The organism is Pseudomonas aeruginosa (genome assembly GCF_001457615.1).
Taxonomy (GTDB): Bacteria; Pseudomonadota; Gammaproteobacteria; order Pseudomonadales; family Pseudomonadaceae; genus Pseudomonas; species Pseudomonas aeruginosa.
This window is the reverse complement of the sequence record NZ_LN831024.1, coordinates 3,124,827-3,141,232: the sequence shown is the minus strand read 5'-3', so window position 1 is coordinate 3,141,232 and position 16,406 is coordinate 3,124,827. Positions and strand designations below refer to the sequence as shown.

Below are 16,406 nucleotides of genomic sequence, written 5' to 3'. Positions count from 1 at the left end.
TCAGGCCTGGCCCTGGTGCAGGCGGCGCTGTTTGCGGCGCAGGCGGATCGCCCGGCGCTCCAACAGCAGGTAGACCACGCAGGCCAGCGCCAGGGGTAGGAGGAAATACAGCACCCGGTAGCCGATCAACGCGGCCAGCAGCACGCCCTGGGACAGGCGCCCCTGGAGCAGGGCGATGAACACCGCTTCGAGCACCCCGAGCCCGGCCGGGATATGGGTGATGACCCCGGCGATGCTGCTGATCAGGAGGATCGCCAGGACGCTCGGGTAATCCACGCTGTGCGGCAGCAGGCTGTACAGCAGGAGCGCCATCAGCGACCAGTTGCTCGCTCCGAGCAGGCCTTGCAGGGCCGCCAGCCGCCAGGACGGCAGGGTCAGCCGATGCTCGCGCCAGCCCCAGGCGCGGCGTCGGGCGAAACGGCAGGCCAGCAGGTAGCCTGCGGCCAGCGCTAGGAGCAGGGCGCCGATCAGGCGCAGGCCGTCGCTGCCGAGCTTCCAGCCCGGCGGCAAGGCCGGCAGGCCGCAGCTGAACAGGATGCCGGCGAGCAGCAGGTAGCCGAACCAGTTGGTCACCAGGCTGAAGGTGAGGATCCGGGTGATATCGGCGATGTCCAGGCCGAGCCGACTGTACAGGCGATAGCGCAGCGCCACGGCGCCGACCCAGGAACTCAGGTTGAGGTTGAACGCATTGCACACGAACGCCACGGTGAAGACCCGCCGCTTGGGCAGCGAGTGGCCGATGTAGTAGCGGCTGAGCAGGTCGAAGCTGCTGAACACCGTATAGCCGGCGGCCGCCAGCAGCAGTCCGAGGAACAGGGTCGCGGGGCGATACTCGCCGAGGGCGTGGCGGACTTCCTGCCAGTCGAGATTCTTCACCAGCAGGAACAGCAGCACCGGGACCAGCACGAAGAACGCCAGGGTCAGCAGCCTGCGCAGCCAGCGCCAGTGAGAGCGGCGCGGCGGCGTCGAGGTGGCTTCGTGACCGCTGCCGTTCATGGGTTGCCCCGCTGGCCCTGGCGTTCCTGCCAGCGCCGCGACGGACGCGGCTCCAGCGATTTCAGGCGTGGCAGATGGGCGGGTACCCAACCGGCGATAGCCGGAAAGTTCCTGGAAAAGTGGAAGCCGAGGAAAATCAGCGGCGCTCGCCACCAGTAGCCGCGCCTCGCGTGGCGGCGGCTGATGCGCCGGCAGTGGCGGCGCGCCAGCTCGCGCAGGTGCTGGTAGAGCTGGCCGTTGAAGGCGACGTCGCGGATCACCAGGTTGGCCTCCAGGTTCAGCGACAGGCTGAGGGGATCGAGATTGCTCGAACCGATGGTCGACCAGTCGTCGTCGATCACCGCGACCTTGCCGTGCAGCGGACGCTGGCAGTATTCGTGGATACGCACGCCCTCGCGCAGCAGGTAGTCGTAGAACAGCCGGCTGCACAGGCGCACCAGCGGCATGTCCGGCATGCCCTGTAGTACCAGGTCGACGCGCACGCCGCGGCGCGCCGCATCGCGCAGCTCGCGAAGCAGGCGGTAGCCGGGGAAGAAATAGGCGTTGGCGATCAGCAGGCGTCGCCGCGCCTGGCGGATCGCCTGCAGGTACTCGCGCTCGATGTCGTCGCTGGACTGGTCGTTGTCGCGGATCACCAGGCGCACCCGCGCCGGCTGCCCGGCGCCCGACGGCCGCAACGGCGGGTAGTCGGCGTCCGGTTCGAGCAGCGCCAGGCAGGCCTGGCGGATATCGCGCACCACCGGGCCCTCGACGCGCACCGCGTAGTCCTGCTTGGCCATGTTGCCGCGACGTACCAGGTGGTCCTCGCCGTAATTGATGCCGCCGACGAAGGCCTGCCGGCGATCGATCACCACCAGCTTGCGGTGCAACCGGCGAAACAGGTTGGTGCGCATGCCGAGCAGGCGCGGGCGCGGGTCGAACAGGTGCACGCGGACCCCGGAGGCGGTCAGCCTGGCCAGGTAGTCCGGGCTGAGCGAGGCGGTGCCGTAGCCGTCCACCGTGACCTGCACCTCGACACCGCGCTCGGCGGCGGCGCTGAGGGCTTCCTGCAACTGCCGGCCGACCTCGTCCTCGAAGATGATGAAGGTTTCCAGGAGGATCTCCCGGCGCGCCTCGGCGATGCACTGGAACAGGCGCGGAAAGTACTCTTCGCCGTTGATCAGCAGTTCTACGCGGTTGCCGTCGCGCCAGGGGAAGTTCATGGCTCCACCTCCACCGCCAGCGGCAGGTGGTCGGACAGGTGCGACCAGGGCCGCCGCGAGAGGATGCGCGGCTGGCGCCCGCGGGCATTGCGCAGGTAAATGCGGTCCAGCGGCAGCACCGGCCAGCGCGCCGGGAAGCTGCGCGCCGGCCGGCCCTGGGCGCCGACGAAGACTTCGCGCAGGCCGCAACCGGCGAGCAGGCGGTCGGCGCGCTGGCGCCAGTCGTTGAAGTCGCCGGCGACCACCACCGGCTCGCGCTCCGGCAGGCCCGCCACCAGCTCGCAGAGCAGTTGCAACTGGCGCTGGCGCTGCGCCTCGCGCAATCCCAGGTGCACGCAGACCGCGTGCAGCGGACGGCCGATGTCGATCACCGCATGCAACAGGCCGCGTTCCTCGTTGCCCGCCACCGAGACGTCGAGGTTGCGGTGGGCGAGGATCGGATGCTTGGAGAGCACGGCATTGCCATGGTGGCCTTCGGGATACACCGCGTTGCGCCCGTAGGCGAACTGCGGCCACATGCTGTCGGCCAGATACTCGTATTGCGGCGCCGGCGGCCAGGACGGCAGGCGCGCGGCGTGCAGGCTATGGGAGCCGAGGACCTCCTGGAGGAACACCAGGTCGGCACCGACGCTGCGCACCGCTTCGCGCAACTCCGGCAGGATGAAGCGCCGATTGAACGGGTTGAAACCCTTGTGGGTGTTCACCGTCAGCACCTGCAGGCGCGGCAGGATCATGCGGCACTCTCCCGCAGGTCATCGGGCAACTGTCCGGGCACCGTGCGCAGGCCGCCGTCGAGTTCCAGCAGCTGCAGGAGGCGCCGGGCGTCGTAAGGTGCGCGCACCTTGACGTCGTTGTCGAAGTAGCAGTACAGGTCGCGCGCCGTCGCCTTCGCCGGGGCGTCCTGGCTGGCCCGGCGCAGGTCGTCGGCCTGGCCGCCGCCGGCCCAGGCGCGGATCCGTGCCTGCCACTGGCCCAGGGCCGCTTCCGAGTAGCCGCTGCGGTACAGCTCCTTGTCGCCATGCAGGCGCAGGTAGAGGAAGTCGGCGCAGACGTCGCCGAGCAGCGGCCACTTGCCGGCGGTATCGGCCACCACCAGGGCCACCCGGTATTCGCGCAGCAGCTCGATGAACGTCGGGTCGACGAAGCTCTCATGGCGGATTTCCACGGCATGCCGCAGGCGCTGCGCCGGATCGCCGTCGAGGTAGCCCTCGCGGTGCAGGCGCGCGGCGCTGTGCCGGGCGAGCTTCTGCGCGGCGGCGCCGTCGCGCGGCAGGCGGGCGAGGAAATCGGCGAACAGCTCGCGGTCGAAGCGCATGCTCGGCGGGAACTGCCAGAGGAACGGGCCGAGGCGCTGGCGCAGGGCGAGGGGGCCGGAGGCGAAGAAGTTCGCCAGCGGCTCGTCGATCTCGCGCAGGCGCCGCACGTGGGTGATGTAACGCGGGCCTTGACGCTGAAAACGAAGTCCTCGGGGGTGTCCTCGGCCCAGCCGCGGAAGCGCTCGGGCGTCTGCAGGGCGTAGAAGGTGCCGTTGATCTCGATGCTGTTCACCGCCCGCGAGGCGAAGCGCAGTTCGTCCTTCTGGCGCAGCCCCTCGGGATAGAAGTCGCCTCTCCAGGGGGCGTAGCGCCAGCCGGAAATGCCGATGCGCAGGCGTGCCGGTGCGCTCATGCATCACCCCCGGGCGCCGCTTTCCGGCGTCGGCCGGCGCGCCAGTTCGTCCACCGCGCGTTCGTCGAGGCGTTCCTCGCTGCCCTCGACCTGGCGCTTCTGCGGCACCAGTTCGACCTTGATCCAGCCGGTCTCGCGGCGGTCGAAGGCTTCGAAGGCCTCGATGGCGTCGCCGATCGGCTTCACCTGGGTGAGGATCTTCGCCGGGTCGATGCGTCCGCTGAGCACATGTTCGAGCAGCAGCGGAATGTACTTGCGGTGGTGGCAGTTGCCCATGCGGATGGTCAGGTTGCGGTTCATCGCCAGGCCGATGGGAAACTGCCGCGAGTCTTCGGCGTAGACGCCGATGATCGACAGGGTGCCGGCCTTGGCCAGGCCCTGCACCGCCCACTCCAGGGCCTGTGCGGGGGCGTTGCCGGGACTCCAGCTGGTGCCCTCCTGGCGCGGCGCCGGGGTGGCGGTGCCATGGCTGTGCTCGGCGTCCACGCCGACGGCGTCGATGGCGCGGTCCACGCCGATCCCGGCGGTCAGCCAGCGCAGGGCCTGGACCGGATCCTCGCGCTCGAAGTCGATCACTTCGGCGCCTTGCTGGCGGGCCATGTGCAGGCGGTCCGGGTGGCGGTCGATGGCGAACACCCTGGCGGCGCCGAGGAGCAACGCGCTGGCGATGGCGAACTGGCCCACCGGACCGCAGCCGAACACGGCGACGGTGTTGCCGGGGGCGATACCGGCCAGTTCGGCGCCGAAGTAACCGGTGGGGAAGATGTCCGACAGGAGTATCGCCTGGTCGTCGCTGATGCTGCTGGGCAGGCGGATCAGGCCGATGTTGGCATAGGGAATCCGCGCTTTCTCGGCTTGCAGCCCATGGAAGCCGCCGTTGGCCCGGGGACCGCCGAAGAACGCGGTGCCGGCCTGGCTGCCGCCGGGGTTGGCGACGTCGCACTGGGCGTAGTAGCCGGCTCGGCAATACACGCAATTGCCGCAGGCGATGGTCGAGGGAATCACCACCCGGTCGCCGACCTGAAGGTTGCGCACTTCGTCGCCGAGCGCCTCGACGATGCCCACGCCCTCATGGCCGAGGATGGTTCCCGGACGCATGCCGCCGACGCTGCCACGGACGAAGTGCAGGTCGGTGCCGCAGATCGCCGAGGCGGTCAGCCGCACGATGGCGTCGGTGGGCTCCTGCAGGCGCGGCTCCGCCACGTCTTCCAGGCGGATGTCGCCGATGTCATGGAATACCACGGCTTTCATGGCGTTCTCCCGGTTGGGGCCCGGCCTCGGCCGGTACGGCAAAGGCGGGCCGGGTGGAAGAAAGGCTCAGTAGTGGGCCTGGGCGACGCCCTGCAGGACGGTGGCGCTGGAGGCCTGGTCGCGGCAGCTGGCGATGTTGCCCAGGGAAACCACGCCGACCAGCCGCTTCTCGCGGTTGAGCACCGGCAGGCGGCGCATCTGGATGTCGGCCATGTTGCGGGCCACGTGCTGGACGTCTTCGTCTTCGAAGCAATAGTGGATGTCGCCGCTCATGATGCGGCCCAGCGGGGTATCCCCGGACAGGCCGCCGGCCACCGCGCGGATGGCGATGTCGCGATCGGTGATCATCCCGACCAGGCGGTCGCCTTCGCCGACCAGCAGGGCGCCGCTGTCGATCCTCGCCATGGTGGCGGCCGCCTCGCGGATGCTCTGCTGCGGGTCGGCGACCTGGACGTTGCGGGTCATGATGTCGCTGATCTTCATGCTGTCCTCCTGTGTAGGGTGGATGTGCGGGCGCCGCGTGCGGCACCTACAGGTTCCGACTGGAGGTGCCGGGGCGGTTCAGCTTTTTTCCCCGCCGTTCATCCTTCCGCTCCGGCGCCCGGCGGTTGTAGCTCGAACAGCAGGAAACTGCGGCCGCCGACCAGGAACTCGCTGGCGAACGGGTAGCGTTCGCCGAGCGGGTCCTCCGGCCGCTGGGTATCCAGCAGGCAGGTCCAGCCGCTGCCTTCGGCCACCTCGGGAAGACGGAAGGACACCGCGTCGTGGTAGGCATTGAGGATCAGCAGCAGGGTGGCATCCTCACCGCTGCGCAGGATCCCGGTGGGTTGCGCGCGGCCATCGAGGAGCACGCCGAGACAGCGGGCGTGCTCGTCGTGCCAGTGTTCCTCGGTCATCTCCTCGCCGCCGGGCGCCAGCCAGGTGACGTCCTTGACACCCAGCGCCTCGTTGTACTCGCCGACCAGGAAGCGCCCCCTGCGCAGGATCGGATAGCGTTGGCGCAGGGCCAGCAGGCGCTGGGTGAAGGCCAGCAGCGAACGGCCCTCGTCGTCCAGCCGCCAGTCGATCCAGCCCAGTTCGTTGTCCTGGCAATAGACATTGTTGTTGCCCTGCTGGGTGCGGCTGAACTCGTCGCCGGCGACCAGCATCGGGGTGCCCTGGGACAGCAGCAGGGTGGACAGCAGGTTGCGCATCTGGCGCAGGCGCAGGGCGCGGATCTCCGGGTCGTCGGTGGGGCCCTCGCAGCCGTGGTTCCAGGACAGGTTGTGGTCGCTGCCGTCGGCGTTGTTCTCGCCGTTGGCCTCGTTGTGCTTGTGATCGTAGGAAACCACGTCGCGCAGGGTGAAACCGTCGTGGGCGGTGACGAAGTTCACCGACGCGTAGGGCCGCCGTCCACGCTGGTCGTAGAGATCGCCGGAGGCGGTTAGGCGTCGCGCCAGTTCCGGCAGCATGCCGTCGTCGCCGCGCCAGTAGGCGCGCACGCAATCGCGGAAACGGTCGTTCCATTCCGCCCAGCCGGGCGGGAAGCCGCCTACCTGGTAGCCGCCGGGGCCGCAATCCCAGGGTTCGGCGATCAGCTTGCACTTGCTCAGCACCGGGTCCTGGCGGCAGGCGACGAGGAAGCCGTGGCGCTCGTCGAAACCGTCCGGATGGCGGCCGAGGATGGTCGCCAGGTCGAAGCGGAAGCCGTCCACGCGCATCTCCGTGGCCCAGTAGCGCAGCGAGTCGGTGACCATCTGCAACACGCAGGGGTGGCTGAGGTCGAGGGTGTTGCCGGTGCCGGAATCGTTGATGTAGTAGCGGCGCTGGTCGGGCATCAGGCGGTAGTACGAGGCGTTGTCGATGCCGCGCATGCACAGGGTCGGACCCAGCTCGTTGCCTTCCGCGGTGTGGTTGTAGACCACGTCGAGGATCAGCTCCAGTCCGGCGTCGTGGAGGTGCGCGACCATCTCCTTGAACTCGTTGACCTGGCCGCTGGCGAGGTAGGCCGGGTGCGGGGCGAAGAAGGCGATGCTGTTGTAGCCCCAGTAGTTGCTCATGCCGTTTTCCAGCAGGTGCTTGTCGTCGACGAAGCCGTGGATCGGCAGCAGCTCGACGCTGGTCACCCCGAGCCGGCGGATGTGCGCCAGCAGGTCGGCGTTCATCAGCCCGGCGAAGGTCCCGCGAACCGCCTCCGGGACCTGTGGATGGCGCATGCTGAGGCCGCGCAGGTGGGCTTCGTAGATCACCGTGCGGTCCCAGGGGACGCGTACCGGCGGGCGCTCGGCCCAGGTGAAGGCCGGATCGATGACCTTCGACTTGGGCACGAAGGGCGCGCTGTCGCGCTCGTCGAAGCTGAGGTCGGCGTCGGCCGAGCCGATGGTGTAGCCGAACAGCGCCTCGGACCAGCGCAGGCGGCCGACCAACTGCTTGGCGTAGGGATCGAGGAGCAATTTGTTGGGATTGAAGCGGTGGCCGGCATCCGGCTCGTAGGGACCGTGCACCCGGTAGCCGTAGATCTGCCCCGGGTGGGCGTCGGGCAGGTAGCCGTGCCAGATCTCGTCGGTGTACTCGGGCAATTCGATGCGCTCGATCTCCTTTTCCCCGCGCGCGTCGAACAGGCACAGCTCGACCTTGGTCGCGTGGGCCGAGAACAGCGCGAAATTGACGCCGAGGCCGTCCCAGGTGGCGCCAAGGGGGAAGGGGTGCCCTTCGCTGATCCGCGAAGGAGCGGGGCTACGCTTTCTGCTCATGCACTGGACTCCTCATTCGCCCGCTTCGGGCTTGCGGCGGCTGCGCGGCTTGGCCGCCGCCGGTTTTTCGCTGGCGGGCCGCGCCGGGGACGCGGCCCTCGGCTTGCGCGGCTTGGCGGCCGGCGCTTGCAGCAGGGCCGGGGTTTCCTTGGCGGCCTTGGCCCGACCGCGGGTCTTCTTCGGTGCCGCCGCGGCGGCTTCCGCTTCGGCCAGTTGCCGGGCCATGGCCCAGTGGCGTTCGGCCTGGCCGTCGGGGCAGCCCTCGGATTCCCAGATCTGGTAGGCGAACTCTCGTATGCGTTTTTCGTCGGCGCTCATGGGGTGTCCTCCTGGGCGAGGCGGTAAAGCAGGTTGACGGGAAAGTCGGCGAGCACTTCGGACAGGCTCAGGTGCCCGTCGCTGGGCAGCGGCATGGTGGAAAACAGGCCGCTGTAGGTGCATTCGGAGAGACTCGGCGGCAGCAGGAGGCAGGTGTCGCCCCAGGCCTCGGCCGGCACCTGCGGCTGCGTGGCGTGGCCGAGCAGGGCGCAGGCCAGGCGCGGGACCACCACCAGCAGGCAACCGTGACGACTGCGCCGGGCGAAGGCCAGGACCCGCTCGGCATGCTCGCCGCTGACCTCCAGGGGCAGGTAGTCGCCGTCGCGGAACAGGCCCGGCTGCATCCGCCGCAGCCCCAGCACGCGGGCGATCAGGGTCTGCTTGATGCGACCGTCGCGCCAGTGCTCCAGCAGTTCCGGGAAGGGCGTCGGCGCGGCCAGGGCGGCGGCGTGCCGGGCGAAGTCCACCGGCCTCCGGTTGTCCGGGTCGACCAGGCTGAAGTCCCAGTACTCGCGCCCCTGGTAGAGATCGGGGATACCCGGGCAGGTCAGGCGCAGCAGGCATTGGGCGAGGCCATTCAGGGCCCCGGCCGGCATCAGTCGCGCCGCCGCGTTGCCCAGCGACTGGCGCAGGGCCTGGGCCAGTGGCGCGCGCAGGAGCTGTTCCAGATAGTCGGCGCAGGCGCGCTCGTAGTCTTCGTCGGGCGCGGTCCAGCGCGTGCGCAGCTTGGCTTCGCGCAAGGCCTTGCATTGCCATTCGCGCATCCGCGCGAGGAACGCTTGGTCCAGGGCGGCGCCGTCGCAAGGCGCGTCGAGCGGCCAACTGCCGAGCAGGGCCTGGAACAGGATCAGCTCGTCGCCGGGACTCGGCGCCGGCCCCTCGGCGAGGTCGCGGCGCAACGGCGTGGCCAGGCTTTGCCAGTGCTCGACGTTACGCGCGAACCAGGGCGCCAGTTCACTGAGCGCCGCAAGACGGGCGCGGGCGTCCTCGCCGCGCTTGTGGTCATGGCTGGCGGTGGCCAGCAGGGCGCGCGGGCTGGCCAGGCGCCTGGCTTCGCAGGCGGCATGGAATTCCTCGGCGGAAGCGGCGAAGCGCTGCGGGTCGAAGCCGACGTCGTTGCGCGAGAGCAGGGCCGCCGAGCGATAGCAGGCGGTATCCTCCACGGCCTTGGCGGCGGTCGGCGAACTCAACTGCTGGAAGCGCGCCAGCAACTCGCCGCGCAGGCGCCGCAGCGGACCGGGCGGCAGCTCGCGCAGCGGCTGCCCGCCGAGCCAGCGTTCGAGATGGTCGAGGACCGCCCGGTCGGCTTCGTCGAGATCCTCGCGGGCCGCCTCTGCGGCATAGCGGAACACCTCGCGATCCTGCACCGAGCGACCGCAGGCCCCGGCGTAGGTACGGTAGACCGGAAAGCGCGCGAGCAACTGGAACAGCGCGCGGCGGATACCGCCCAGGGTCAGGTCGCGGCTGGCCAGGTCGGCCCGCGCCACCCGCAAAAGACCCTGGGCGAGGTTCTCCAGGTCACCGGCGAGGCTTCCCGCCAGGACCAGTTGGCGAGCCTGGTAGACCTCGTCGAGAAACGCCTCCGGGCGTCCGCTGACCCGCTGCCAGAGTTCGCGCAACGGTCGTTCGCCGCGCGGATCGTGCTGCAACAGGCTGACCTGGTTCATGAAGTCGTAGCCGGTGGTGCCGTCGCACAGCCAATCCTCGGGCAGGCGCTCCTCGCCACCGAGGATCTTCTCAACGTACAGCAGCATCGGCGCGCCGCCGCGATGGGCGCGGATCCGCTCGCTGCGGCGGCGCAGGCGTCGGCAATAGCCGCGCGGATCGGCCAGGCCGTCGACGTGATCGATGCGCAGGCCATCGAGCAGACCGTCCTCGAGCAACTGGAAGACCTTGCCGTGCACGGCCTCGAACACCTCGCCGCGCTCGACCCGCAGGCCGACCAGTTCGCTGATGTCGAAGAAACGGCGCCAGTTGATGTCGTCCGCCGCGGTGCGCCAACTGGCCAGGCGGTAGTGCTGCGCCTCGAGCAGGCGGTGCAGGCGTTGGCGAGCCTCCTCGTGGCGTTCCTGGAGTTCGCCCAGCGTGCGCTGGAGGGCTGCGCGCGGAGCGCTCTCGGCGAGCGCAGCCGCCAGTTGACGCTGCATCTCGCGCAAGGCCTCGCGGTCCTGCCGGCACTCGCGGAAACCGCCGGCCAGGGCTGACAGGCGCGGCTCGCCGCTGTCTTCCAGCAGCTCCGGGTAGCTGCCCGGCCAGAGGGGGAAGCGCTGCTCGCCGTGGCTCGCCAGCAGGCGGCCGGCCTCGCGGTCCAGGCTCAGGCCGATCTCCCCGGCAGCCAGGACCTCGCCGTAGTCGCTGCGCAGGAACGGCAGCAGCACCTGGCCGCGCAACGCGGCGTCGTGGGATTCCCACTGGATGTCGAAGAAACTCGCGTAGGGACTCTCGCGCCCCCATTCGAGCACGTCCTGCCACCAGGGATTGGCGCCGCCGCCGATGCCCATGTGGTTCGGCACTATGTCCATGAGCAGGCCCATGCCGCGTTGCCGCAGCCCCTGGATCAGGCGCAGCAGCGCCGGCTCGCCGCCCAGTTCCGGATTGATCCGGGTCGGGTCGACCACGTCGTAGCCGTGGCTGGAGCCGGGCCGCGCGCGGAACAGCGGCGAGGCGTAGAGATGGCTGATGCCCAGGTCGGCGAAATAGTCCAGCCAGGGCAGGGCATCGTCGAGGGTGAAGCCGGCGTGGAATTGCAGGCGCAGGGTAGCGCGGGGCTCAATCATGGGCGGCCTCCTCGGCATCCCGGCGGCTGCGTTCGAGCAGGCGCAGGCGCCGGTCGACCTGCGGCGTTCCGAGCATCTGCGCGGCGTTTTCCGGCCAGCGCCGCCGCCAGTTCGGGTGGGCGTCGCCGGGGCCGGGCAGGTTCGGCTGCTCCAGGCTGCCCAGGGCGTCCTCCAGGGGCAGTAGCACCAACGGCGCGGGGGTTGCCCCGACATAGCCGATGCAGGCGTCCAGCGGTACTTCGGCGGCGGGGTCGGGATCGACTGGCGGTTCGAGGCTGGCGGCCAGGGCCCGGCGCTCCTCGGCGCGCAGTTCCAGGTCGGCCGCGCATTCCTCGGCGCTGCGGTGTCCGGCGCGGCCGCGCCAGTGGATGTCCTGGCCCCGCCACCAGCCGGACAGGCTCGGCAGGTCGTGGGTGCTGGTGGTGGCCATGGCGTCCGCCGGCCATTGCGCCGGGGGCACGAAGCGTTCGCCGCGCCGCTCGAAGAGCAGCACGCGGGTACCCAGCACTTGGCGGCGTGCCAGTTCCTCGCGCAGGCCTTCGGGAACGGTGCCGAGGTCCTCGCCGATGACCAGCGCCGAGGCGCGACTGGCCTCCAGCGCCAGCAGGCGCAGCAGCTCGCGTTGCGGGTAGCGCAGGTAGGCGCCAGCGTGGGGCGGCTGGCCGCGCGGGATCAGCCAGAGACGTTGCAGGCCCATCACATGGTCGATGCGTAGCCCTCCGGGCCAGGCCAGGTTGGCCCGCAGCATCTCGCGGAATGCCCGGTAGCCGTGGCGGCGCAGGCCTTCGGGATTGAACGCGGAAACGCCCCAGTCCTGTCCGGACTGGTTGAGGATGTCCGGCGGCGCGCCGACATTCACTTCGGCGAGCAGCTCTTCCTGCCGCGACCAGGCCTGGCTGCCGCCGCCATCGGCGCCCACCGCCAGGTCGGCGACCAGACCGATGGCCATCCCGGCCTCGCGCGCCTGGCGCTGGGCATGTTGCAGGCAGCGTTGGGTCAGCCACTGGCCGAAGGCACGGAAGTCCACTTCCTCGGCGTGATCGGCGCAGAACGCGGCCACCGCCGGCTCGCCGGGGCGGCGCAGCGGCTCCGGCCAGCGTCTCCAGTCGGGGCCGGCGCCCAGGTGCGCCTGCAGGGTCTCGAAGCGGCAGTGGTGCAGCAGGGCCTCGCCGGCTTCGCGGCGGAATTCGGCGAGGTCGTGGCGCAAGGGACTGGCGCGCTCGGTGAAGTCGCGGTGGAGTTGGCGCAGCAGGCGCATGCGCAGGTCCGCCGCCGCTGTCCAGTCGATCAGCTCCAGGCTCTCCAGGCGGGCCATCTCCGCGGCCAGGCCGGCGCGACGGATCGCCTGTTCCACCGCCGCCGCGCCGAGAATGGTCGCCGGCGCGGCGTGCAGGACATTGAAGAACAGCCGGCTGGACGGCGAGTAGGGGCTGTAGGCATGTCCGTTGGCCTCGGCCAGGGCGTGCAGCGGGCTGATCGCCAGCGCGTCGGCGCCATGCCGCGCGGCGCTGCGCAGCAGGTCCTCGAGGGCGGCGCTGTCGCCCAGGCCGCCGTCGCCGGGGCGGCGCAGGGCATAAACCTGGGCGGCCAGACCCCAGCGACGCGAGCGACCCGGGGCGAGGCTGGCCAGGGACGGACAGCTCGGCGGCGCCATCGCCACCGCCCATTCCCGCTGCTCCAGCGACAGCTGCGCATAGCCACTGCGGGCCTGCGCCGGCAGGCGGCCTTCGGTGTCCAGGCGCAGGGCGATCCGCGTGCCGTCCTCGTAGACCAGCTCGCCCGGGGTGCCGGCGGGGCCGAGCGCTTGCTCCAGCGGCTGGCCGCATTCGCCGACCAGCAGTCCGAGGTTGGCGCTGTCCTCGCGCAGCCGGGCCAGCGCGGCCAGGCTCTGTTCGATCTGTTGCGGACTCTGCGCCGGATAGCCGAGTGCTTCCAGCAGGCCGCGCTGGACCTCCGGGTCGACCCGCTGCGGCCGTCCGTTGGCGTCCTGCCAGTCGAGTTGCAGGCCCACGGCGGCGGCCAGTTCGGCCAGGCGTGCGTCACTCATGGGCGGGCTCCAGGCTGACCGCGATGCTGCGGGGACTTAGGCGGCCGCGGCGATACTCGGCACAGGCGAGGTTGTCGAGGAACAGCACCCAGGTGGTGGCCGCCGGCGGCTCGACTTCCGCTTCGAGCGGAGAAGGGTTGAAGTCGATTCGCCAGTCACTGCCGTCACCGAGTCGCCAGCGCGCCGACAGCGCGGCGCCGGCGATGGTGGTAACCCCCAGCGAACGGGCGCCGCGCAGGCGCGGGATCAGGTGTTCATGACGGATTTCCAGCAGTTGCCGGTAGAAGCCGCGCCAGGCCGGGTCGCAATCGGCCAGGCCGGGACGCGAGCGCTCGAAGGTCTCCACCGCGTTTGGGTCGGGGAGCGAAGCCAGGGTGGCGCCCTCGCCGAAGCGGCCGAACTCGCCGAACTCCTTGCGTCGTCCCTCGCGGACCGCGTCCGCCAGTTCGCCCTGGTGATCGGTGAAATACAGGAACGGTTCGCGCGCGGCGCATTCCTCGCCCATGAACAGCAGCGGAATCATCGGCGCGAGCAGTTGCAGCGCTATCGCCAGGCGCAACGCCTGGGGTTCGGCGAGGACGCTGAGACGCTCGCCGAAGGCGCGGTTGCCGACCTGGTCGTGGTTTTGCAGAAACAGCACGAAGGCGTCCGGCGCCAGGTCGGCACTCGGTTCGCCGCGCGGCCGGCCGTGGCGGTTGGCTTCGCCCTGGTAGACGAAGCCTTCGGCCAGGCAGCGCGCCAGGCAGCGCAGCGGCTCGGGGTAGTCCTGGTAGTAGCCGTCGTTCTCGCCGGTGAGCAGGACGTGCAGCGCATGGTGGCCATCGTCGTTCCACTGTGCGTCGTAGCCCTGGCGCAGCAGGCTGGCGCGGTTGTCGTCGTTCTCCAGGACCAGGTGCACATGGCGCTCGGGGCCGGCGGCGCCGCGCAGGCGGCGGGCCATCTCGACGAGGAACGCGCTATCGGGAATCGCGTGCACGGCATCGAAGCGCAGGCCGTCGACGCGATAGTCGAGCAGCCACATCAGGGCGTTCTCATAGAAGAACTCGCGGACTTCGCCGCGACGGAAATCGATGGCCTGGCCCCAGGGCGTCTGCCGGTCGTCGCGGAAGAACGCGGCGGCGTACTGCGCGAGGTAGTTGCCGTCCGGGCCGAAGTGGTTGTAGATCACGTCGACGAAGACCATCAGGCCCATGCCGTGAGCGCTGTCGATCAGATGCTTGAGTTGCTCGGGCGTGCCGTAGGCCGACGCCGGGGCGAACGGCAGCACGCCGTCGTAGCCCCAGTTGCGGCGACCGGGAAACTCGCCCAGCGGCATCAGCTCCACGGCGGTCACGCCCAGTTCCACCAGGCGCGGAAGGAAGCGCTCGACCTCGGCGTAGGAGCCGAACAGGCCGACGTGCAGCTCGTAGATCACCGCTTCGTGCCAGGGCCGCCCGCGCCACTCGTCGACGCGCCAGGCGTAGGCGCCATGGTCCAGCACCTGGCTGTGGCCATGCACGCCGTCGGGCTGGAACTGCGAGGCCGGGTCCGGCACCCCGGGGCGACCATCGATGCGGTAACGGTAGCGGGTGCCGGGCGGACAGGGCAGGGTCGCCTCGAACCAGCCGCTGTCGCTGCCTTCCAGCGGCCAGTCGCGGCCGTCGGCGGTCTCGACCCGGACCTCACGGGCGTCCGGAGCCCAGAGGCCGAAGCAGGTCCGGCCGTTGCCTTGGAACTGGGCGCCGAAGCGGCGCCGGATCGCCATCACTGGCGTACCCCGCGCAGGGCCGGAGCGGTATTCCTCAACAGGCGCCGGTACAGGCGGTTGTAAGGCTCCACCGAGTCGCTCCAGAACATCGGCGCGGCCATCGCCTTGCAGCGCATGGCGTTGAGCAGCGAGGGACAGTGGTAGACGTTGATCGCGCGCATCACCGCATCGAGGTAGCTCTGCGCGGTTTCCTCACGGAACAGGAAGCCGGTGACCCCGTCGACGATGGTATCGGCGAGGCCGCCGGTGCAACGCGCGATCGGCAGCGAGCCGAAGCATTGCGCATAGAGCTGACTGAGCCCGCAGGGCTCATAACGCGAGGGCATGAGCAGGAAGTCGCTGCCGGCGTAGATACGGCGGGCCTCGGTCTCGTCGAAACCGATGTGCACGCCGACCTGGCCGGGATGACGCCGGGCGAGTTCGAGCATGGCCTTCTCCAGGTTCGGCTCGCCACGGCCGATGCTGACCAGACGGCCGCCGGCCTGGAGCAGGGCATCGCTGATCTCCAGGGTCAGGTCGATGCCTTTCTGCTGCACCAGGCGCGAGACCACCGCGAACAGCGGCCCCTTGCCCGGCTCCAGGCCGAAACGCTCCTCCACGTAGCGCGTGTTGGCGCGCTTGCCGGCCCATTGGCGGGCGCTGAAGCAGGCGACCAGGTGCGGATCGCAGTGCGGTTGCCAGCTATCGTCGATACCGTTGACGATGCCGCTGAGCTGACGCTTCTCGACCTTGTACTTGAGGATGCCGTGCAGGCCGCAGCCGTATTCCGGGGTAGTGATTTCCTGGGCGTAGGTCTCGCTCACCGTGGTGATGTGGTGGGCATGGGCGATGCCGGCCTTGAGGAACGACAGGCGCCCGTGGAACTCCATGCTTTCGTGGCTCAGCGCTTCGTCGGGGAGGCCCAGTTCGGCGCTGCATTGCAGGTCGCAGAGGCCCTGGTAGGCGAGGTTGTGGATGGTAAACAGGCTCGGCGTGCGCACGCCGTTCCAGGCCATGTAGGCCGGCGTCAGCGCCGACGGCCAGTCGTTGGCGTGCACCAGGCCCGGTTGCCAGCCCTGGGCGCCGCGTCCACCGGCGATCTCGGCGGCGGCCAGGCACAGGCGGGCGAAGCGCAGGTGGTTGTCCGGCCAGTCGTTGCCCTGGTCGTCCATGTACGGCGTACCCTCGCGCTCGTAGAGCAGCGGGCAGAGCACCAGCATGACTTCCAGGCCGTCGTCGAGGGTCACCAGGCCGATCTCGCAGGGCGGGATCGCCGCCCGGCCGGGCAGGCTGCCGATGATCCGCAAGTCGCGGCAGCGCTCCAGCACCTGGCGATAGCCGGGCAGCAGGACTCGCACCGAATGCTCGCGCTTGAGGACCCTCGGCAGCGCGGCGGAAAAGTCGCCGAGTCCGCCGACCTTGACGAAATCGCTGAGCTCGGCGGTAACGAAGAGTATCCGATCCCTCTGTTGCGGCGGGTCCTGCGGGTGCAGCAGCGACGGAAAAGCGGTCAGTACCGCGGGTTCTTCCAGGCAAACGCCTGCAACAGAATGTCCCATGTCATCCTCCGGTCGTACGTTGTCCTTGGCGTTGGTCGGTCGGACTCCGTCGCGCCGTGGCATGGGCGAAGTCCTTGCTAGGGGTGACCGGAGGGGAGCGCCGGAAGTTTAGTTTTTTTTACCGGCGGCT

The 16,406-nt window shown here is 70.0% G+C and carries 11 protein-coding genes and 1 pseudogene; all 12 read right to left on the bottom strand.

Annotated features, from left to right (window positions below):
- Entirely contained in the window at positions 1-996 is a 996-nt protein-coding gene (locus tag AT700_RS14355; protein WP_003160218.1) for a lysylphosphatidylglycerol synthase domain-containing protein, read from the bottom strand.
- Positions 993-2,198, bottom strand: coding sequence for a cardiolipin synthase ClsB (gene clsB / locus AT700_RS14350; protein ID WP_048521107.1), 1,206 nt, complete (start codon positions 2,196-2,198; stop codon positions 993-995). The genes AT700_RS14355 and clsB overlap by 4 nt, the downstream gene beginning before the upstream one ends.
- Positions 2,195-2,932, bottom strand: coding sequence for an endonuclease/exonuclease/phosphatase family protein (locus tag AT700_RS14345; RefSeq protein WP_003113649.1), 738 nt, complete (start codon positions 2,930-2,932; stop codon positions 2,195-2,197). Before AT700_RS14345 ends, clsB begins: the two co-directional genes overlap by 4 nt.
- Positions 2,929-3,866 (bottom strand): annotated as a pseudogene (locus tag AT700_RS14340) (DUF72 domain-containing protein). Before AT700_RS14340 ends, AT700_RS14345 begins: the two are co-directional and overlap by 4 nt.
- 3 nt (positions 3,867-3,869) lie before the next feature.
- Positions 3,870-5,117, bottom strand: a complete 1,248-nt coding sequence (locus AT700_RS14335) for a zinc-dependent alcohol dehydrogenase (protein ID WP_003088939.1) — start codon at positions 5,115-5,117, stop codon at positions 3,870-3,872.
- 66 nt (positions 5,118-5,183) lie between these two features.
- The gene (locus AT700_RS14330; protein ID WP_003088942.1) at positions 5,184-5,600 is read right to left on the bottom strand and encodes a CBS domain-containing protein; all 417 of its coding nucleotides are present in this window, start codon (positions 5,598-5,600) and stop codon (positions 5,184-5,186) included.
- 98 nt (positions 5,601-5,698) lie between these two features.
- A complete protein-coding gene (gene glgX / locus AT700_RS14325) occupies positions 5,699-7,849 on the bottom strand; it encodes a glycogen debranching protein GlgX (protein ID WP_003113651.1) in 2,151 nt (716 codons plus the stop codon).
- Positions 7,850-7,861: 12 nt separating this feature from the next.
- Positions 7,862-8,167, bottom strand: a complete 306-nt coding sequence (locus AT700_RS14320; RefSeq protein ID WP_003113653.1) for a DUF2934 domain-containing protein — start codon at positions 8,165-8,167, stop codon at positions 7,862-7,864.
- On the bottom strand, positions 8,164-10,944 hold the full coding sequence (locus tag AT700_RS14315; RefSeq protein ID WP_023089839.1) for a malto-oligosyltrehalose synthase: 2,781 nt from the start codon (positions 10,942-10,944) through the stop codon (positions 8,164-8,166). The genes AT700_RS14320 and AT700_RS14315 overlap by 4 nt, the downstream gene beginning before the upstream one ends.
- Positions 10,937-12,991: a 4-alpha-glucanotransferase gene (gene malQ, locus AT700_RS14310; RefSeq protein ID WP_023110064.1), complete on the bottom strand. Its 2,055-nt coding sequence runs from the start codon at positions 12,989-12,991 to the stop codon at positions 10,937-10,939. The genes AT700_RS14315 and malQ overlap by 8 nt, the downstream gene beginning before the upstream one ends.
- Positions 12,984-14,735 (bottom strand): malto-oligosyltrehalose trehalohydrolase, encoded by a 1,752-nt coding sequence (treZ, locus tag AT700_RS14305; protein ID WP_023110063.1) that lies wholly within the window; start codon positions 14,733-14,735, stop codon positions 12,984-12,986. Before treZ ends, malQ begins: the two co-directional genes overlap by 8 nt.
- The gene (gene glgA, locus AT700_RS14300) at positions 14,735-16,276 is read right to left on the bottom strand and encodes a glycogen synthase GlgA (RefSeq protein ID WP_003115521.1); all 1,542 of its coding nucleotides are present in this window, start codon (positions 16,274-16,276) and stop codon (positions 14,735-14,737) included. Before glgA ends, treZ begins: the two co-directional genes overlap by 1 nt.
- Between the last annotated feature and the right edge of the window lie 130 nt (positions 16,277-16,406).